The organism is Sphingopyxis witflariensis (assembly GCF_002205635.1).
GTDB classification, from domain to species: Bacteria; Pseudomonadota; Alphaproteobacteria; order Sphingomonadales; family Sphingomonadaceae; genus Sphingopyxis; species Sphingopyxis witflariensis.
In genome coordinates this window covers 96,241-113,992 of sequence record NZ_NISJ01000006.1, presented here as the reverse complement: position 1 = coordinate 113,992, position 17,752 = coordinate 96,241, and the positions used below count along the sequence as shown (strand labels likewise).

20 protein-coding genes are annotated in these 17,752 nt (G+C 65.0%); 9 read left to right on the top strand and 11 right to left on the bottom strand.

All coding sequences use genetic code 11. The features are described from left to right. Nucleotides 1–120: 120 nt before the first annotated feature. Together CDQ91_RS12465 and CDQ91_RS12460 are read left to right on the top strand one after the other, a co-directional pair. Nucleotides 121–933, top strand: coding sequence for an SDR family NAD(P)-dependent oxidoreductase (locus tag CDQ91_RS12465; protein ID WP_088473058.1), 813 nt, complete (start codon nt 121–123; stop codon nt 931–933). Nucleotides 934–972: 39 nt separating this feature from the next. Further along, nucleotides 973–1,443: a tetratricopeptide repeat protein gene (locus tag CDQ91_RS12460; RefSeq protein WP_088473057.1), complete on the top strand. Its 471-nt coding sequence runs from the start codon at nt 973–975 to the stop codon at nt 1,441–1,443. Nucleotides 1,444–1,962: 519 nt separating this feature from the next. On the opposite strand, the gene CDQ91_RS12455 is transcribed toward CDQ91_RS12460, so the two are convergent. From CDQ91_RS12455 to hisG, 7 genes are all read right to left on the bottom strand, one after another. Beyond that, nucleotides 1,963–4,080 carry a sodium-translocating pyrophosphatase gene (locus tag CDQ91_RS12455; protein ID WP_088473176.1) on the bottom strand — a complete coding sequence of 706 codons (2,118 nt, stop codon included), beginning with the start codon at nt 4,078–4,080 and terminating at the stop codon, nt 1,963–1,965. Nucleotides 4,081–4,234: 154 nt separating this feature from the next. Then, a complete protein-coding gene (locus tag CDQ91_RS12450) occupies nt 4,235–5,194 on the bottom strand; it encodes a tetratricopeptide repeat protein (protein WP_158213671.1) in 960 nt (319 codons plus the stop codon). Between the two features lie 136 nt (nt 5,195–5,330). Continuing rightward, nucleotides 5,331–6,260 (bottom strand): thiamine-phosphate kinase, encoded by a 930-nt coding sequence (gene thiL, locus CDQ91_RS12445; RefSeq protein WP_088473055.1) that lies wholly within the window; start codon nt 6,258–6,260, stop codon nt 5,331–5,333. Between the two features lie 160 nt (nt 6,261–6,420). Next, the gene (locus tag CDQ91_RS12440) at nt 6,421–7,299 is read right to left on the bottom strand and encodes an SDR family NAD(P)-dependent oxidoreductase (RefSeq protein ID WP_201791896.1); all 879 of its coding nucleotides are present in this window, start codon (nt 7,297–7,299) and stop codon (nt 6,421–6,423) included. Nucleotides 7,300–7,312: 13 nt separating this feature from the next. Continuing rightward, nucleotides 7,313–7,765 (bottom strand): transcription antitermination factor NusB, encoded by a 453-nt coding sequence (gene nusB / locus CDQ91_RS12435; RefSeq protein WP_088473053.1) that lies wholly within the window; start codon nt 7,763–7,765, stop codon nt 7,313–7,315. 13 nt (nt 7,766–7,778) lie between these two features. Then, complete coding sequence (gene hisD / locus CDQ91_RS12430; RefSeq protein WP_088473052.1) at nt 7,779–9,071, bottom strand: histidinol dehydrogenase; 1,293 nt, start codon at nt 9,069–9,071, stop codon at nt 7,779–7,781. Beyond that, complete coding sequence (gene hisG / locus CDQ91_RS12425; RefSeq protein ID WP_088473051.1) at nt 9,058–9,714, bottom strand: ATP phosphoribosyltransferase; 657 nt, start codon at nt 9,712–9,714, stop codon at nt 9,058–9,060. Before hisG ends, hisD begins: the two co-directional genes overlap by 14 nt. 38 nt (nt 9,715–9,752) lie before the next feature. Here hisG and CDQ91_RS12420 point away from each other — a divergent pair, with 38 nt between their 5' ends. Next, nucleotides 9,753–10,832 (top strand): DUF2332 domain-containing protein, encoded by a 1,080-nt coding sequence (locus CDQ91_RS12420; RefSeq protein WP_088473050.1) that lies wholly within the window; start codon nt 9,753–9,755, stop codon nt 10,830–10,832. Nucleotides 10,833–10,841: 9 nt separating this feature from the next. On the opposite strand, the gene CDQ91_RS12415 is transcribed toward CDQ91_RS12420, so the two are convergent. Both CDQ91_RS12415 and CDQ91_RS12410 read right to left on the bottom strand, forming a co-directional pair. Next, a complete protein-coding gene (locus tag CDQ91_RS12415; RefSeq protein ID WP_237245961.1) occupies nt 10,842–11,324 on the bottom strand; it encodes a DUF1465 family protein in 483 nt (160 codons plus the stop codon). A gap of 87 nt (nt 11,325–11,411) precedes the next feature. Beyond that, nucleotides 11,412–11,609 (bottom strand): YdcH family protein, encoded by a 198-nt coding sequence (locus tag CDQ91_RS12410; RefSeq protein WP_088473174.1) that lies wholly within the window; start codon nt 11,607–11,609, stop codon nt 11,412–11,414. 125 nt (nt 11,610–11,734) lie between these two features. Between CDQ91_RS12410 and CDQ91_RS12405 the strand changes: the two genes are divergently transcribed. Beyond that, nucleotides 11,735–11,893, top strand: coding sequence for a YdcH family protein (locus CDQ91_RS12405; protein ID WP_088473049.1), 159 nt, complete (start codon nt 11,735–11,737; stop codon nt 11,891–11,893). Nucleotides 11,894–11,940: 47 nt separating this feature from the next. Here CDQ91_RS12405 and CDQ91_RS12400 read toward each other — a convergent pair whose 3' ends face one another. Together CDQ91_RS12400 and dksA are read right to left on the bottom strand one after the other, a co-directional pair. Continuing rightward, nucleotides 11,941–12,330 (bottom strand): PilZ domain-containing protein, encoded by a 390-nt coding sequence (locus CDQ91_RS12400; protein ID WP_088473048.1) that lies wholly within the window; start codon nt 12,328–12,330, stop codon nt 11,941–11,943. Nucleotides 12,331–12,411: 81 nt separating this feature from the next. Further along, complete coding sequence (gene dksA, locus CDQ91_RS12395; protein ID WP_088473047.1) at nt 12,412–12,873, bottom strand: RNA polymerase-binding protein DksA; 462 nt, start codon at nt 12,871–12,873, stop codon at nt 12,412–12,414. Between the two features lie 434 nt (nt 12,874–13,307). On the opposite strand from dksA, the gene CDQ91_RS21300 reads away from it, so the two are divergent. The 5 genes from CDQ91_RS21300 (at nt 13,308) to surE (ending at nt 17,730) form a co-directional block, all read left to right on the top strand. Beyond that, nucleotides 13,308–14,387 carry a PEP-CTERM sorting domain-containing protein gene (locus CDQ91_RS21300; protein WP_158213670.1) on the top strand — a complete coding sequence of 360 codons (1,080 nt, stop codon included), beginning with the start codon at nt 13,308–13,310 and terminating at the stop codon, nt 14,385–14,387. Nucleotides 14,388–14,516: 129 nt separating this feature from the next. After that, the gene (locus tag CDQ91_RS12380; RefSeq protein WP_088473045.1) at nt 14,517–14,858 is read left to right on the top strand and encodes an ArsR/SmtB family transcription factor; all 342 of its coding nucleotides are present in this window, start codon (nt 14,517–14,519) and stop codon (nt 14,856–14,858) included. Next, the gene (locus tag CDQ91_RS12375) at nt 14,855–15,313 is read left to right on the top strand and encodes an SRPBCC family protein (protein ID WP_088473044.1); all 459 of its coding nucleotides are present in this window, start codon (nt 14,855–14,857) and stop codon (nt 15,311–15,313) included. The genes CDQ91_RS12380 and CDQ91_RS12375 overlap by 4 nt, the downstream gene beginning before the upstream one ends. 189 nt (nt 15,314–15,502) lie before the next feature. Further along, nucleotides 15,503–16,843: a serine--tRNA ligase gene (serS, locus tag CDQ91_RS12370; RefSeq protein WP_088473043.1), complete on the top strand. Its 1,341-nt coding sequence runs from the start codon at nt 15,503–15,505 to the stop codon at nt 16,841–16,843. Between the two features lie 122 nt (nt 16,844–16,965). Further along, nucleotides 16,966–17,730 carry a 5'/3'-nucleotidase SurE gene (gene surE, locus CDQ91_RS12365; RefSeq protein ID WP_088473042.1) on the top strand — a complete coding sequence of 255 codons (765 nt, stop codon included), beginning with the start codon at nt 16,966–16,968 and terminating at the stop codon, nt 17,728–17,730. Nucleotides 17,731–17,752: the final 22 nt, after the last annotated feature.

Genomic DNA, 17,752 nt, shown 5'->3' with positions numbered 1-17,752 from the left:
TTTATTATATCAGATTCGCAACAAAATTGCCACCCCCGCACGGAAATCCGCGCATCCGCGGCTTGACGCCCCTCTCCGACCGTTTCACGCTGACACAAATCAGCAAATGGAGAGGCCGGCATGCAAGATCAAATCTGGTGGATTACAGGGGCTTCGTCGGGGATCGGCGCGGCGCTGGCGCGGGCACTGGCGGCACGCGGGGCAAAGCTGATCCTGTCGGGACGCAATGTCGCGGCGCTCGAGGCGGTGGCGGCCGATTGCGGCGCCGGAACGATGATCCTGCCCTTTGAAGCCACCGATTATGAAGCGATTCCTGCCATTGCCGAGCAGGCATGGGACTGGTGCGGCCGCATAGACGGCCTCGTCAACAACGCCGGCATCTCGCAGCGCAGCCTCGCGATCGAAACCGATTTTTCGGTCTATCAACAGATTATCGCGGTCGACCTGCTCGCCCCGATCGCGCTGACGCAGGCGCTGCTGCCGCGCATGGTCGCGGCGGGCGGCGGCCAGATTGTCGCCATTTCCAGCGTCGCGGGGATTGCCGGGGTGCCGCTGCGCAGCGCCTATTCGGCGGCGAAGCACGGGCTGATCGGCTATCATGACAGCGTGCGTTCCGAGAATGAGCATCTGGGACTGAAGGTCCTCGTCGTCGCACCGGGATCGATCGCGACCAACATCAGCCGCAATGCGCTCAACGCCGATGGCAGCGTGCGCGGGGAAAGCGACGCCGCGATCGAAAACGGCCTGTCGCCCGATGATGCAGCAGCCCAAATGCTCGCTGCGGTCGATGCGGGGACGCGCGAACTGGTGGTCGCTGGCGGCATCGAGACGGCGATCGCCCAGCTGCGCCGCAGCAATCCCGATGCGCTGTTCGACCAGATGAGCGCGATGGTACAAGCTGGCTATGCGCAGCAGATGAAGGCGACGCGATAGGCGGATGGAATCTGTGACGGGAAACAAGGGGGGGATAAAATGGCATATAGACGACTGACGATAACAGCGGTGTGGGTGCTGGCCTGCGTTGGCCCGGGTCAGCCCGGCTGGGCATATGCGGCGAGTGCCGATATCCAGGAAGCCGACGAGGCCGAAGCCGATCCATCCGACCCGGCTCCCATCACCCTCGAAGACATGCAGCAGGGCTGCGACGATGGCGTGGCGATCGACTGCCTGACGCTCGGCCATATGTATCGCGACGGCAATGGCGTGGCACAGGATGCCGCCAGCGCCATTGCGATGTACCGGACCGCCTGCGACATCAGCAAGAGCGACGACGAGTTCGGAAGCTATGCCTGTCACTTCGCCGCAGCGGCCTATGAAAGCGGTGAAGGCTTGCCGCAAGATCTGACGCGCGCGCTCCAGCTATACGAAAAATCCTGCAAAGCGGGCAATGACGACAGCTGTTCGCAGGCCCGGGTCGTGCGGTTGGCGATCAGCAAGTCATGATTTGCGCCGATCGGAGCGGTTGGGGGATGGTGCAGGCGGGCAATGCGCAGCAGATGTAAGGCGACGTCCGCGTCCTGAGTGGCGGGTCGCGACGGACAGGAGCCGTTCCCCGGCGAAAGCCGGGGCCCAGAGCGCCACCAAGCGAGGCCTGCGTTAAGACGCACTGGAACCCGGCTTTCGCCGGGGAACAGGAGCGGCGAATTGCGACCAAAAACCGCCGTTTCATTTATCGTCACCCTGAACTTGTTTCAGGGTCCATGGTCAGTCCTCTCCGTCAGCGCCGCACCGGATTAGGGGGCAGGCCATGGATGCTGAAACAAGTTCAGCATGACGAAATCATTGTCAGCTAACCACCCCCTAGCGCCCCCCCTCTTCGTCATCCCGGACTTGATCCGGGATCCATGGGCCCCCTCGCCTTCTGGACCCCGGATCATGTCCGGGGTGACGACAGCGCAGACAAAAAAAAGCCCCGCCGGATCTCTCCGACGGGGCCTTTCTTTTGCCCGCAGGCGGTGCGGCTTAAACCGCGCCGTGTGCCAGTGCCGCGAGGAGCAGGATCGCCACGATATTGGTGATCTTGATCATCGGGTTGACCGCCGGACCCGCGGTATCCTTGTACGGATCGCCGACGGTGTCGCCGGTCACCGCGGCCTTATGGGCCTCGCTGCCCTTGCCGCCATGATTGCCGTCTTCGATATATTTTTTGGCATTATCCCATGCGCCGCCGCCCGAGGTCATCGAGATGGCGACGAACAGCCCGCCGACGATCACGCCGAGCAGAAGCGCACCGAGCGCTTCCAGCGCCGCCGCCGGACCCGCAACCGCGCGGATGACGAAGAAGACGACGATCGGGGCCAGCACCGGCAACAGCGACGGGATGATCATTTCCTTGATCGCCGCTTTGGTCACCAGATCGACCGTGCGCGCATAGTCGGGCTTGGTTTCATAGGTCATGATGCCCGGATTGTTCTTGAACTGCTCGCGAACATCCTTGACCACCTCACCCGCCGCGCGGCCGACTGCCGTCATGCCGAACGCACCGAACAGGTACGGGAGCAATGCGCCGAGCAGCAGCCCGACGATGACATAGGGCGACGACAGCGAGAAGGTCAGCGGCTCGGTCAAACCAAGCTTGGCCGAATATTCGGTGATGTCGGCCGTATAAGTACCGAACAGCACCAGAGCCGCGAGACCCGCCGAACCAATGGCATAGCCCTTGGTGACGGCTTTCGTCGTATTGCCCACCGCATCGAGCAAGTCGGTCTTTTCACGAACCGAGTCATCGAGGCCCGCCATTTCGGCAATGCCGCCGGCATTGTCGGTGACCGGGCCATAAGCGTCGAGCGCAACGACCATGCCGGCCAGCGCGAGCATCGCGGTGGCGGCAAAGGCGATGCCGACGATACCCGCAACCTGATGCGCCGCGATGATGCCGGCGCAGATCACCAGCGTCGGCAGTGCGGTCGATTCAAGGCTGATCGCCAGCCCCTGGATGACGTTGGTACCATGCCCCGTTTCCGAAGCCTTGGCGATCGAGCGCACCGGACGATAATTGGTGCCGGTATAATATTCGGTGATCCAGATGATCAGCCCGGTGATGACGAGGCCGAGCAGCGAGCAATAGAAGAGATCGCTGCCGTTAAACGTCGTCCCCGTGACGTCGGTCGTCATGTCACCCTTCAGGACATAGCTGGTCGCGAACCAGATCGCCGGAACCGAAAGAACTGCGGTGACGAGGAAACCCTTGTACATCGCGCCCATGACATTCTTGCCGCCACCGAGGCGGACAAAATATGTCCCGATGATCGAGGTGATGATGCAGACGCCGCCCATCAACAGCGGCAGGCTCATCAACGGCATCAGCATGTCGCCCGCATCTTTCAGCAGCAGCGCCATCAACACCATCGTCGCACCGACGGTGACGACATAGGTTTCGAACAGATCGGCAGCCATGCCGGCGCAATCGCCGACATTGTCGCCGACGTTATCGGCGATCACCGCGGGGTTGCGCGGGTCATCCTCGGGAATTCCGGCCTCGACCTTGCCGACGAGATCGGCGCCGACATCGGCGGCCTTGGTGAAGATACCGCCGCCGAGACGCGCGAAGATCGAGATCAGCGAGGCACCGAAAGCGAGCGCAACAAGCGCGTCGACCACAGTACGGTCGTCACCGCCGACGGTGAAGCCACCCGGGCCGGTCAGATACCAGAAGAAGACCGAGATCGCGAGCAGCGCGAGCCCCGCCACCAGCAGGCCGGTGATCGCCCCCGCACGGAACGCCATGGTCAGGCCGGCCTGAAGGCTGGTCTGCGCCGCCGCCGCGGTGCGGACGTTGGCCTTGACCGAGATGTTCATGCCAACGAAGCCCGCGACGCCCGACAAAATGGCGCCGATCAGAAAGCCCGTCGCCGAAATGGCGCCGAGAAAATAGCCGACGAGCACGGCGACGACGACGCCGACGATGGCAATGGTGCGATATTGGCGGCCAAGATAGGCCTTGGCGCCCTCCTGAATGGCGGCGGCAATTTCCTGCATTTTTTCATTACCGGCCGAGGCGCTGAGCACCTGTCGGGAGGTAATGAATCCATAGAGCACGGCGACGATGCCGCACGCTATCGCGATCAAAATCGGATTCATGCGTGACTGTTCCTTCCCATTGAGAAGGGCGACGCAGAGATAGCAGTCGAGCACGTCCGACTTATTGATTGCCGGTTCGCCCTCTCCCCCGTGCGACCGCCCCAAATTTTGGACGCCAAGTTATGGGAAGAAAGCCAGCCAAGGGCAAGGCCGGTTATTCCGCAGTTTTCCGTGGCTTGTTTTGACTAGCCCCGACGTCCGTACCGCGCGCGAGGTTCAGCGCCTTTCGCGCTTCCGCAGCGGATTCGGTATTCGGGTCAAGTTCCAGCGCCCGCTCGAGCAATTCGATGGCGCGCGCGGCGTCGGGCTCGATGCCCTTTCCGGTCTGATAGGCCCGCCCCAGCGTGAAGCAGCTTTCGGGCTCGCCAAACTGACAGGCCCGGTCGAACAATTCGAGGGCCCGCTCGCGGTCCCGGCGCACGCCGCGCCCGTCGTTCACCAGCATCGCCAGATTTCCGCAGGCAGCCGCCTCGTCGACCCCGCAGCTTTGCTGGAACAGCGCAAAAGCCTTTTTATAGTCGCGCGGCATGCCGAGGCCGTCGCGGTGGAGAACGCCCAGATTATAGCAGGCATGCTGGTCGTCGGCGTTGCAGGCGCGCTCGAAAAGCCGCGCGGCCTGACGCTGGTTCGGCGTCACGCCCTTGCCCAGTGAATAGGATGCCCCCAGGTTCGCGCATCCATCCATGTCATCCATGTCGCAGGCTTGCCGGAACAATTGCACGGCGCGCTTCGCATCCACTGGCACCCCGTCGCCGCCGATATAGGATAGGCCAAGGTTCGAGCAGGCGGTCGCATCGCCGCCATGGCAGGCGAAAGCATAATAGGCCGCGGCCCGCTCGTGCGAGCGTTCGACGCCCTGCCCCGCGCCATAGGCATAGCCCGCCATCGAACAGCCCGTCATGTCGCCCAAATGGCAGGCGCGCGCGAAAAGCGCGGTCGCGCGGACGTCATCCTGTGGGACGTCGTCGCCTTCGTGGTAGAAATAGGCGAGCCGTGTGCAGGCCTTGGCGTCGTCGGCATCGCACTCGGCTGTCAGGGCTGCGATGCGATCGGGTGTCTCGTCAGTCGGCAATTCGTCGGGATCGACGGTTTGCGCTTGTGTGACAGCGACCACTGGCTCCGCGGCCGCCTGCGCGGAATACGCCAGGCACCCAAGCCATGCGAAGCAGATCGCCAACATCCGAACCGATTTCAAAGCAAACTCTCCCATTGCACCGTCCCTTGCCGGGCCGCGACTTGCGGAACATCAACTAGTGCATGAAGCCCAAACGCGCGGGAAGCGTGATGCGCTGAGCATGGTGGGTGAGCATCAGTCCCTCGCCGACGCCCGCATGACCGATCGGTGTCACGGCGATGTCGAGCCCCGCCGAAATCTCGCGAATACGCTCCGCCACAGCCGGATCGGCGGCGAAAAGCAGCTGATAATCGTCGCCCGCGGTCGCCGCCGCAAGCCGCGTGTCGAGGACATCGGGGCGCACCGCGAGCAGCGCCGCCGACAGCGGGATGGTTTCGACCATGATCCCCAGCTGACACCCGCTGGCGTCGGCCATGCGCTGCGCATCGATCAGCAGCCCGTCGGACACGTCCATCATCGCATGGACATGGCGCGCGACCGCCTGACCAAAGGTCACCTGCGGCTGCGGGCGGCTATAGGCGGCCAGGCAGGTCTCGTTCGCCTCCTCCTGCCCCAGCCGCATCGCGAGGCCGAGCCCGGCATTGCCGATCGCCCCCGTCACCCACAGCTGGTCGCCCGGACGGACGCCGCTGCGCGAGGGCGCCCCGCCCTCGGGCGCGCGGCCGATCGCGGTCAGGCCGAAACTGCGCGGCGCTCCCGCCGGAACGCGCACCGTATCGCCACCGATCAGGATGACGCCGAAGCGGCGCAGCACATTCTCCAGCCCATCGACAAAAGCCGCGTCCCACGCATCGTCGCCGAGGCTGTAACCGACGAGCACGCCGATCGGCACAGCGCCCTTCGCGGCAAGGTCGGACAGGTTCACCGCAACGAGTTTCCACGCCACATCCTGCGGCGTGTCGTCGGGCAGGAAGTGGACGCCCTCGACGATCATATCATGGGTGAGGACCAGCCCCTCCCACACAGCGGCATCGTCGGCGAGCCCGCGCGCGGCAGGATCGGTCGCGATGGCGCGCATGCGGGTGATGAAATCGGCTTCGCTCATATGACCCTCTCGTCACATTCCGGGCAGTCCTTATCCGCTCGTGTCGAGCGAAGTCGAGACACCCTTCGGAACAGTGCCAAGTCGAGGGGCATCTCGACTTCGCTCGATGCGAACGGATACCGGCGATGCTGGTTCCCCGCACACTCCGCCGGAGCGACGGCTACCGCCGCTCGGGTTCCGAAACCGCGATGCGCGACCATGCTGCAGCCACCGCCTCGGGCGTGTCTGCGACAACCGCGCGCAAATCGCGCGGATAATCGACCCCGCTCGCTTCGGCCGGACGCACGGCATGAAACTGCCCGTTGCTGGCGCGCAACACCCAGCCCGATTCGCGGCAATCGCGAGAGACCAGCCAGATGGCGCCAGGCGCGATGGCTTCGGGGTGGAGTTCGTCGGGCTCATCCTCGACGCCCCACATGCGCGTCTTGGCGACCGGCGAGATCGCGTTCACGCAGATATTATGGTCGGCGCCTTCGAGCGCGAGCACATTCATGATGCCGACCTGTGCGATCTTCGATGCCGCATAGGCGGTGAGCCCCTTCAACGCATATTGAGGATAGAGAGCGCGGTCGGATGTGGTGAACAGGATGCGGCCATGCGTCTGCGCGACCATCGCGGGCCATGCCGCCTGCGCCAGCCACAGGGGCGCCTCGACCTGAAGCGCGAGCGCGCGTTGCAGGAAAGCGGGCTCGAGCGTCTCGATGCTCTGATAGCCGACCCAACCGGCGTTGTGGATCAGCATGTCGATCCGGCCGTGCGCGGCTAGCACCGATTGGACCAGCCCGTGACAACCATCGCGCGTATCGATCGCATCATGCGCCGCCGATGCCTGCCAACCCGCACCCCGCAGTGCGTCCGCCGCGCCTTCGGCGACGGTGGGGTCGCAGCCCTGCCCGTCCGAATCGGCGCCAATATCGTGGATGACGACCGTCGCGCCGCGTTCGGCGAGCAGCCGGGCATAGGCATGGCCGATACCGCGCGCGGCGCCGGTGATCAGCGCGACTTGTCCGTCAAAGCGGATCTTATGGACCTCGGCCACGCCTTTGTTCGCCTCAGGCGCTCTTCCGCACATTCTTGCCGATCGCGTCGAGCAGGCCGTTGGCGAAGCCCGCTTCGCGCGCGTCAAAGAAGGCCTTGGCGACATCGACATATTCGCTGACCACCGCGCCGATGGGAACATCGGACCGCGCCATCAGCTCATAGGAACCGGCGCGCAGGATCGCCTTCATCGTGCGGTCGAGCCGCTCCATCGACCAGCCACTCGCGAGCCGCGCGACGATTGCTGCGTCAATCTCTGCGGAGCGCGCCAGCGTGCCCTTCACGATATCGTCGAAAAATTCGACGTCGGCGTCGGCATATTCGGCATCTTCGATCGTCGCACCGATGCGATGCATATGGAATTCGTGGATCAGCTTGGCGACCGGAGTCCCCTCCATCTCATGCTGATAGAGCGCCTGGACGGCGGCGAGACGGGCGGCGGAGCGGGACTGGGAGCGTTTGTTCATGGCTTTTTTCGTTTCACTTGAGGCGTTGGCTGACCGACAGCGCGTGGGCGGGAAGCCCCTCGGCGCCGGCAAGCGCAACCGCGGCAGGACCGATCGCGGCGAGGGAGGCCGGATCGAGCGCGAGGAAGCTGGTGCGTTTCATAAAGTCGGTGACCGACAGCCCGCTCGAAAAACGCGCGCGGCGACCGGTGGGCAACACATGGTTGGGACCGGCGACATAATCGCCGATCGCTTCGGGGGTGTGGCGGCCAAGGAAGACCGATCCGGCGTGGCGCACCTTCGCAAACAGCGCGTCGGCCTCATCGGCATCGACCGCAAGTTCGAGATGTTCGGCGGCGAGCCGGTCACACAGCGGGATCGCATCGGCGAGCGTCGGCACGACGATGATCGCGCCATTGACGTCCCAGCTTTCGCGCATCGTTGCGGCAGTGCTCAGCGTCGGAATGATCGCATCGACCGCGGCGGCGACCGCATCGGCGAAGGCGGCATCGTTGGTGAACAGGATCGACTGGCTCGTCGGGTCATGCTCGGCCTGGCTGAGTAGGTCGGCGGCGATGATGTGCGGTTCGTTTTTCGCATCGGCGACGACGACGATCTCGCTCGGCCCCGCAACCATATCGATGCCGACGACGCCGTAAAGCTGGCGCTTCGCCTCGGCGACCCAAGCGTTGCCGGGGCCGGTAACGACGTCGACCGGCGCGATCCTGTCGGTGCCATAAGCGAGCGCCGCAACCGCCTGCGCTCCGCCGACGCGCCAGATTTCATCGACCCCGCCGATATGCGCGGCGGCCATCACCACGGGATTGACCTCACCGCCCGGGGTCGGGGTCATCATTACGATACGTTCGACGCCCGCGACCTTCGCGGGCAGGATGTTCATCAGCACCGAGGAAGGGTAAGCGGCGCGCCCGCCGGGGACATAGACCCCCGCGGCATCGACGGCGTTCCAGCGCGCGCCAAGCCGCGCGCCCATATCGTCGCGATAATCGCGATCCTCGGGCAACTGCGCGGCGTGATAGGCGCGGATGCGGTCGGCCGCGAGGTTCAGCGCATCACGCAGTTCGGGCGACAGCGCGTCATAGGCGGCGGCGCACTCTTCTTTCGAAATGCTCCAGCCGCTCGCGTCCAAATCGAAGCGGTCGAACTTCGCGGTATAATCTGCGAGCGCAGCGTCGCCCTCGACCTTTACCCGCGCGACAATCGCCGCAACATCGGCCGAGACGTCGGACGCGCTTTCGCGCCGGTCATCGACCAGCGCGTCGAACGCGGCCGCAAAGCCGGGCGCGGAGGCGTCAAGCCGCCGCATCGCCCACCGCCTGCCGGAATTTCTCGACCAGCGCCGGCACCTCGGCCGAACGCAGCTTGAACGCGGCACGGTTGACGACGAGCCGCGCCGATACCTGCGAAATCGCCACCTGTTCGGCGAGCGCATTTTCGACGAGCGTCTTTCCGGTCGAGACCAGATCGACGATGTGCGAGGCGAGCCCAAGCTTCGGCGCAATTTCCATCGCGCCATTGAGCTTGATGCACTCGGCCTGGATGCCCTGCCCTTCGAACCACCGGCGCGTCGTCGCGGGATATTTGGTCGCGACGCGAATATGGCTCGCACCGATTCCCGGCGGGGCGCTGTCGGCGGGGCCGGCGAGCGACAGGCGGCAATGACCGATACCCAGGTCGACCGGCGCATAAAGTTCGCTGTAATCATATTCGTCGACGACGTCGGACCCGACGATGCCAAGCTGCGCCGCGCCATGTGCGACGAAGGTCGCGACGTCGAACGCGCGGACGCGGATCAGCGAGATATGCGGCTGATTGGTCCCGAAGATCAGCGAACGGCTCTTCGAATCAAAGAAGTCCGGCGCAGGTTCAATTCCGACGCGCGCGAGCAGCGGCAGCGCCTCGTCGAGGATCCGTCCCTTGGGGATGGCAAAGATGATCGGTTCGGGCATAAGCGTCGCGCACATAGGCGGCGGAGGAAAAAAGGGCAATGAGCGAGCGCTATCAGCCAGTCGATATGGCCGAAACCGGTCCGCGGGCCGTCCGCACCGCTTTTGCCAATCAGGTCGCCTATTGCCGCGCCAATGACGCACCGATTACCGCCCGGATCGTCGCCGCGCTGGCAACACTCCTCGACAAGCCCGCCACCATATTTGCGCGACGCATCGCCGACTGGAAAGGCGCACCGCTGGCCGATGCGCTGCCACTGCGCGCCGCGGGCGGAATGCACGCCCTGCACTTGGCGGGCGCCGCGCATGAACTCGCGCCCATCTATGCCGATTCCGAGGATATTAACGACGCCGCGATCGTCGCCGGGGTCGCCGCGCGCCACGAGGCCGCCTTGCTCCCCTGGCTCGACGGCCCGCCGCAGACCAACGAAGCAGGGCGCTCGTCGAACTTCATCGCCGCGATGCTGTGGCTGACCGAACAGGGCCTGCCTCCGCTGTTCGACTGCCTCGAAATCGGGTCAAGCGCGGGGATCAATCTGATGATCGACCGCTATCATTACGATCTGGCCGCGGTGCAGGTCGGGCCCCAGCCCGGTGTGATGGCCTTCACCCCCGAATGGCGCGGCAACCATCCGCCGCAGCACAAGATCGCCTTCGCGGGCTTGAAGGGCTGCGACGTGGCGCCGGTCGACCTGACCGATCCCGCGCAGGCGCTGCGGCTCAAAGCCTATGTCTGGCCCGAACATCATATCCGCTTCGCGCGCATCGAGGCCGCGATCGCGGCGGCCACGGAAAAGAAGCCGAATTTCGTGAAAAGCAACGCCGCCGATTTCGTCGAGGCCGAACTCGCCAAGCCACAGGCCGAGGGCACGACACGCGTCCTGATGCACTCGATCGTCTGGCAATATGTCCCCGCCGCCCAGCAGGCGCGCGTCACCGCAGCGATGGAAGCCGCAGGCGCTCGCGCGACCGCAGAGCGCCCGCTCGCGTGGATCGCGCTAGAGGCGAACCGCACCATCCATCACCACGAACTGGTTGTGCGCCACTGGCCGGGCGACGGCACACCGAAAATGCTTGGCCGCTCGCACGCGCATGGCGCGTGGGTCGAGTGGCTGGGATGACAACAAAGTTTAGAGCCGCGCTTCCAGCTGTGCGAGTAACTGCTGCACCGGGGCCACCGCAGGCGCATCCCACCCCGTCTCCAGCATCGCAACGCGTTCGAACAGCCGTTCGCTCGCCGCGATGATGCGGCGGGTCGATTCGTCGAAGCTAGCGCAAATATCCCAATCTGCCGCGACGGGGTCGCCGATGCCCGCTGCGCTGTCGTTCGCCGCCGCGCCGGGATCACCCGCGATCATCGCCCGGCGGTGGAGAAGCCAGGCGATGATGTGCATCAGTCGCGTCGTGGTCTTGAGCGATTCGCACGCAAGGTCGATCAGGAACAGCGCGTCACGGGTCCGCTGCCCTCCCTCTATTCGGCCCAGATCGCGCTGCGTCGCAAAAGCCGCATGCGCCTCATCGGCGAGCAGCATCGCCTCGACATAGAGATTCTCGACCTGGGCGCGCTGCACCGGAAGGTCGGCGGTCCTGATATGCGTTTGGCCCCTGAACATGGGCTCAGAATGGCATGGCCGCGCCCGGGTCCGCAATGGCGGTAACCATGAAAAACGCCGCCGTCCCGTTTTGAATCAGCCTGCGCCTCAGGCGATGATGTCGGGGAGCAGTTGATCCTCGCACCATTGAATCTCGTCGCGCAGCCGCAGCTTGCGCTTTTTCAGGCGGGCGAGTTGCAACTGGTCGGGCACCGCCCCGTCGGCGAGCGCAATGATCGCGGCATCGAGATCGCGGTGCTCCACGCGAAGTAGCTCCAGGCGCTGGGAAATTTCATCGGGGTTCACAAAGGTCTTCCTGCCACGATCACGGTTGGTCCGCAACGGGGACCGGCTGGCCGAATCGCCACGACATGGGGGGCGATTCGTGATTTACTCGGCCCTGCCAATCGAGTCGAAAAGGAGAATGGCCAATGAGCATGTCGCACCTTTCCGCCCTGAAGTCCCGCCACGCGGACCTCGATGTGAAAATTGCGAATGAAGAGCGCCGCCCCGCCCCCGACGTGGGCCTGCTGGCGCAAATGAAGAAACAAAAGCTCAGGATCAAGGAAGAGATGGTCACGATCGCCTGATAGACCATCCAGCCGCTACCGCCGGCTGATGCTTCCCCCCGGAAACATCAGCGCCGGCGGTAGATTGGCACGCGCTCCAGTCCGCTACGCCGCAGATGCGGCGGTAAATCCGATTTTTGAACCACCTGACGGCGCACCGCCTGCGGATTGACCTGTTGGTCAAAGGCAATGCCGAACTTGCCCTCACCCGCCCACACGACCCGTCCCGAAACCCGGCCGACATTGCCCAACTCGACCGCGATCGCCGCACCCTCGGTCACCGAGACCGGGCTTTCGGCGAGCATCCCGCCTGCTGACAGGTTGCGTACGCGCACGATGACGGGGTCGGGACGACCAGGAAGCAGCAGGCTTGCCTGCAGGAACAGGCTGTCCCGATCGGCGCCGCGCGACAGCGCCGCTCCCTCTTCATCCAGCGTAACCGGTATTTGACCATCCATTGCGACCCGTTCCCCGTAAAAATACCGAGGCGGCGAATTTAGGATAGAGCCGTTGCCGAAACGTAAACCGTTAGAAGAAGGTCAATCTTCGCGCGAGATGCGTTCGTTGCGCTCGTGGCGCTCCTGGGCCTCCAGCGTCATCGTCGCGATCGGACGCGCCTGCAACCGGGCGAGCGAAATCGGTTCGCCCGTCACCGCGCAATAGCCATATTCGCCCTCGTCGATCCGGCGAATCGCCGAGTCGATCTTGGAGATCAGCTTGCGCTGGCGATCGCGGGTGCGAAGCTCGATCGCCCAGTCGGTTTCGCTGGAGGCGCGGTCGGCGAGATCGGGTTCGCGGAGCGGCCCGTCCTGCAGATGCGCGAGCGTCGATTCCGATTCGGTCAGGATCGACTTTTTCCAGGCGAGGAGCAGGCCGCGGAAATATTCCTGCTGCCGCTCATTCATAAACTCTTCGTTGTCGCTGGGAACATAATCCGAATCGAGGTTTGATTTGGCTTGTCGAAGCGCGTCGGCGCCAATGTCGGCAATCTGGGTCGGCATGACGAAGGCTTGCGTCCTTTCCTCTCGCCGCGGCCGCCGCGGTGGCAGACCGGGGAATGCGCCGGGCCTATAACCAGCCACTGGTTTCTACACAAGCGCCGAAGCGACCAACTAATGCGGAACAAGTGAATCAGCGGTGAACTATTGCCCGACGCCGGATGATTCTCGCGGCGCCCCACCCCCGCGAAAACGACCGATATTGAGACAAAGCCTCGTCAACGACATAGAATTGTTGCCATTTTCGTGCTGTTTTGGGACAAAAGCAGTGTTCAGGGTTGATTCCGGGGTGCAATTCCCGCTGTCGGACAGGTGAACGCGGTTAACACGATTGCCGTGTTCACAAAGCCTTGGCCTTTTGGCCGTAGCTGATCGTGTGAACGGGTGCCGGGCCGGCGGCGCCGATCGCCCGCAATGGGAAAGAAGAGAGAAATCTGATGTCTGTCCGAATGGCCCTCGCCAAACTATGCGCCTGCACCTGCGGCGGCGCCATCATTGGCAGCGGCGCGATGAAGATCGCCGAAGTGCCCGCAGCGGCGCAGGTCCGCAAGGCGCCGTCCTGCACCCCCTGCACCAAGCCGGTCGTGCGCAAGCGCCATGCGGCGCGCAAGCCGGTCAAGCGCGTGCGCCGCGTCGTGACGACCAAGCGCATCATCCGCACCGAAACGCCGCAGACACAGGTGGTAACGCAGACGATCCCGCTGCCCCCCATCCCCTATGCCCCCTTCCCGCAGCAGCGCTTTGAAGGCGGCGGCAGCGGCGGCGGCGTCACGGTAATCGGCGGCGGCTTTGGCGGCGGTTTCGGCGGCGGCTTCTTCGGCGGTGGCTTTGGCGGCGGCGGCAGCGGCGGCAGCAGCGGCAGCATCGTGGTCACCTCGACGACGACCGGTGGCCTCAGCTCGACCACCAGCACCTCGTCGGGGGTCTCGACCTCCACTGGCGGGGTTTCGACTTCGACGGGCGGTGTGTCGACCTCTACCGGCGGCGTTTCGACCTCGACGGGCGGCGTCAGCACCTCGACCGGCGGCGTATCAACCTCGTCGGGCAATGTCAGCACATCCACATCGTCGAGCAGCAGCTCGTCGTCGAGTTCGTCGTCCAGCTCTTCCTCGTCGAGCTCATCGTCGTCGAGCGGCGGCAGCTCGCACGGTCATGGCAGCTCGGGCTGGGGCGGATCGTCGCATGGCAGCAGCTCGCACGGCGGCAGTTCGTCGGGCGGATCGAGCAGCAGTTCTTCTTCATCCTCTTCATCAAGCAGCACGTCGAGCGGCGCGACCTCATCGGGCGCGACCGGCGGCAGCAGCAGCTTCGGCAGCAGTTCCACTTCATCCTCATCGTCGAGCAGCAGTTCATCGTCGAGTTCGTCATCCTCGAACGGCAGCACCAGCAGCTCGTCGGGCGACCCGACCCCCGTGCCGGCGCCGCCGATGATCCTGTTGTTCGGCGCCGCCGCCGCCGCCCTCGTCGTCCGCCGCCGCGCCGCCAGCCGGAACAGCGCCGACACCGACGCGGCCTAAGCCATCCACTGGGGGTCAGGGGGGCAACCCGGACCACCACCCTGGGGTCGTTCTTCATCGGACGGCCCCTTTTTCTTGGCCAGGTCAATTACTTTGCCATATGGGAAAGCATTGATTATGGTTTCCCATATGGTGAAGCAACAGCCCGCGCTCGATTCACTCTTTCACGCCCTCGCCGATCCGACCCGACGCGCGGTGGTCGGCCGACTGCTCAGCGGCGGCGCGCCGGTTACACGGCTGGCGGAGCCTTTCGCCATGGGGCTACCTGCTTTCATGAAGCATCTGTCGGTGCTGGAGGCATCCGGGCTGATCCGCTCCGAAAAGCGCGGCCGCGTCCGCACCTGCCACCTCAACGCTGACCGCCTCGCCACCGCCGAAGACTGGCTCGGCGAGCAGCGCGCCGTCTGGCAGGGGCGCACCGACCGCCTCGCCGCCTTCGTCGAATCGCAACATCCCGGGAGCGAAGAATGACCAACCCCACCGAATTGACGATTTCACGCTTCATCGCCGCGCCGCCCGCCGCGGTGTGGAACGCCTGGAGCATCCCCGCCAATCTCGAAAAATGGTGGATTCCCGCCCCGATCGAGTGCCAGGTCGTCACGCTCGACCTGCGCCCCGGCGGCGGCTTCGTCACGCGGATGCGCGAGGGCAGCGGCGATTTCCAGCCGCATGTCGACGGCTGTTTCCTCGAAGCCATCCCCGAACGGCGGCTGGTCTTCACGACGGTGCTGACCGAGGGCTGGCAGCCCGCCGAACCCTGGCTTGCGCTCACCGCGATCCTGACCTTCGAGGCGCAGGATGGCGGCACGCTCTATTCGGCCCGCGTGTTGCACAAGAGCCCCGAGGACAGTGACAAGCATGACCAAATGGGCTTCCAGGAAGGCTGGGGCACTGCGATCGGTCAACTCGCCGCCTTGCTGGAATAACAATCCTCCCTGTGCCGCAGGCATGGGGAGGTGGCAGCCCGAAGGGCTGACGGAGGGGCTATGGGCGCTGGCGTCGCTGCCCCTCCACCACCGCCTGCGGCGGCGGTCCCCCTCCCCATCGCTTCGCGACAGGGAGGACCAAGCGACGTCGGGCTTGCGCGCGCTGGGCGGCAACGCCATAGCGCGTCCATGCATGATATCCGCCTGATCCGGGACAATCCCGAAGCATTCGACGCCGGCCTCGCGCGCCGCGGTCTCGAACCCCTGTCCGCCTCCATCCTTGCCGCCGACGCATCGCTGCGCGCGCTGCAAACCGAAATGCAGGCTTCGCTCGCGCACCGCAACGAGGCGTCGAAGGCGATCGGTCAGGCGATGGCAAAGGGCGACAAGGACACCGCCGAGGCGCTGAAGGCCGAAGTCGCGGCGCTCAAAACGTCGCTGCCCGAGCAGGAGGCTGCCGAGCGCGAACAGCTTGCCGCGCTGCACGACACACTCGCCGCGCTCCCCAACCTGCCCGCCGCCGACGTCCCCGAGGGCGTCGACGAGGATGGCAATGTCGAAATTGCGCGCTGGGGGACCCCACGCAGCTTCGACTTCGCGCCGCAGGAACATGCCGATTTCGCCCCCGCGCTCGGCCTTGATTTCGAGACCGCAGCGAAGATGGCGGGCGCACGCTTCGCGTTCCTCAAAGGCCCGATGGCGCGCCTCGAACGCGCGCTCGGTCAGTTTATGATCGACCGTCAGACCAATGAGGCCGGTTACACCGAATGTGCTGCCCCGCTGCTGGTCCGCGACGAAGCGGCGTTCGGCACCGCCCAGCTTCCCAAATTCCGCGAGGATCTGTTCCAGACCACCGACGGCCGCTGGCTGATCTCGACCTCAGAAATGAGCCTGACCAACGCGGTGCGCGAGGAAATCCTGCCCGACGCCGACCTGCCCCTCCGCATGACCGCGCTCACCCCCTGCTTCCGCTCCGAAGCGGGTTCGGCGGGGCGCGACACGCGCGGCTATATCCGCCAGCATCAATTCTGGAAGGTCGAGCTGGTCTCGGTCGTCCGTCCCGAGGACGCCGACGCCGAACTCGAACGCAAGACCCGCGCCGCCGAATCGATCCTCGAAGCGCTCGAACTCCCCTATCGCCGCATGCTGCTGTGCGCCGGCGACATGGGCTTTGCCGCGCGCAAAACCTATGACCTCGAAGTCTGGCTGCCCGGCCAGAACAGCTATCGCGAGATTTCGAGCTGCTCGAACTGCGGCGATTTCCAGGCGCGCCGCATGAACACGCGCTTCCGCCGCGAGGGTGTGCCCGCCGGGAGCCATCACGGCTCCGGGCATCACGGTCATGGGCACATGACAAAGAAGGGCGCCAATGAATTTGTCCACACGCTCAACGGGTCGGGCCTCGCGGTCGGGCGGACGCTCGTCGCGGTGCTGGAAAATTACCAGCAGGCCGACGGCAGCGTCATCATTCCCGACGTGCTGCTTCCTTACATGGGCGGGATCACTCGCCTCACCCCGACAACCAACTAAACCATCGTCACCCCGGACTTGATCCGGGGTCCATGCCCTCGGCGCCGGAGTGGACCCCGGATCAAGCCTGTCCTGAGCCAGGTCGAAGGGTCCGGGGTGACGAAAAGAGAAAGACCAGAAAAGTGCGCATCCTCCTCACCAACGACGACGGCTATCACGCCCCCGGCATGGCCGTCCTCGAAGCCATCGCGCGCGAGCTTTCCGACGATATCTGGGTCTGCGCCCCCGCCGAGGAGCAATCGGGCGCCGGCCATTCGCTCACCCTGTCGCGCCCCGTCCGCATCCGCCAGCACGCCGAACGCCGCTGGTCGTGCAGCGGCACCCCGACCGACGCGGTGATGATGGCGATCGGCAAGCTGATGCCCGAAAAGCCCGATCTGGTCCTCTCCGGCGTCAACCGCGGCGCGAACCTCGGCGACGATGTCACCTATTCGGGCACCGTATCGGCCGCGATCGAAGCCGCGCTCGCGGGCATCCCGGCGATCGCGCTGAGCCAGGTTTATGCGCAGGAAGGCATGGCCGACACCGTGCCGTTCGAAGCCGCCGAGGCGTGGGGCGCAAAAGCCATTCGCCCGCTGCTCACCACAATGATGCCGCCGCGCACGCTGATCAACATCAACTTCCCCGCGATCCCCGCCGCCGACGTCCGCGGTATCCGCGTCGCACGCCAGGGCTTCCACGATTATGGCCGCAGCCTGATCGTCGAGGGCACCGACCCGCGCGGCTATCCCTATTATTGGTTCGGCCTCCACGGCATCGAACATTCGCCGGGGCACGACAGCGACCTCGAAGCGATTGACGATGGCTTTATCTCGGTCACCCCGCTCCAGCTCGACCTGACCCACGACGCCTCGCTCGCCGCGTTGCGCGGGGCCTATAGCGCTTAGCGGCTAGCCTAAGCGCCATCGC

Coding starts and splice junctions, on each gene's coding strand:
- CDQ91_RS12420 (WP_088473050.1), top strand. CDS start 9,753: ATGAGCGAGCGCTATCAGCCAGTCGATATGGCCGAAACCGGTCCGCGG.
- hisG (WP_088473051.1), bottom strand. CDS start 9,714: ATGCCCGAACCGATCATCTTTGCCATCCCCAAGGGACGGATCCTCGAC.
- CDQ91_RS12460 (WP_088473057.1), top strand. CDS start 973: ATGGCATATAGACGACTGACGATAACAGCGGTGTGGGTGCTGGCCTGC.
- thiL (WP_088473055.1), bottom strand. CDS start 6,260: ATGAGCGAAGCCGATTTCATCACCCGCATGCGCGCCATCGCGACCGAT.
- nusB (WP_088473053.1), bottom strand. CDS start 7,765: ATGAACAAACGCTCCCAGTCCCGCTCCGCCGCCCGTCTCGCCGCCGTC.
- CDQ91_RS12400 (WP_088473048.1), bottom strand. CDS start 12,330: ATGGATGGTCAAATACCGGTTACGCTGGATGAAGAGGGAGCGGCGCTG.
- CDQ91_RS12465 (WP_088473058.1), top strand. CDS start 121: ATGCAAGATCAAATCTGGTGGATTACAGGGGCTTCGTCGGGGATCGGC.
- CDQ91_RS12375 (WP_088473044.1), top strand. CDS start 14,855: ATGACCAACCCCACCGAATTGACGATTTCACGCTTCATCGCCGCGCCG.
- CDQ91_RS12455 (WP_088473176.1), bottom strand. CDS start 4,080: ATGAATCCGATTTTGATCGCGATAGCGTGCGGCATCGTCGCCGTGCTC.
- CDQ91_RS12405 (WP_088473049.1), top strand. CDS start 11,735: ATGAGCATGTCGCACCTTTCCGCCCTGAAGTCCCGCCACGCGGACCTC.
- serS (WP_088473043.1), top strand. CDS start 15,503: ATGCATGATATCCGCCTGATCCGGGACAATCCCGAAGCATTCGACGCC.
- hisD (WP_088473052.1), bottom strand. CDS start 9,071: ATGCGGCGGCTTGACGCCTCCGCGCCCGGCTTTGCGGCCGCGTTCGAC.
- CDQ91_RS12380 (WP_088473045.1), top strand. CDS start 14,517: ATGGTGAAGCAACAGCCCGCGCTCGATTCACTCTTTCACGCCCTCGCC.
- CDQ91_RS21300 (WP_158213670.1), top strand. CDS start 13,308: ATGTCTGTCCGAATGGCCCTCGCCAAACTATGCGCCTGCACCTGCGGC.
- dksA (WP_088473047.1), bottom strand. CDS start 12,873: ATGCCGACCCAGATTGCCGACATTGGCGCCGACGCGCTTCGACAAGCC.
- CDQ91_RS12415 (WP_237245961.1), bottom strand. CDS start 11,324: ATGTTCAGGGGCCAAACGCATATCAGGACCGCCGACCTTCCGGTGCAG.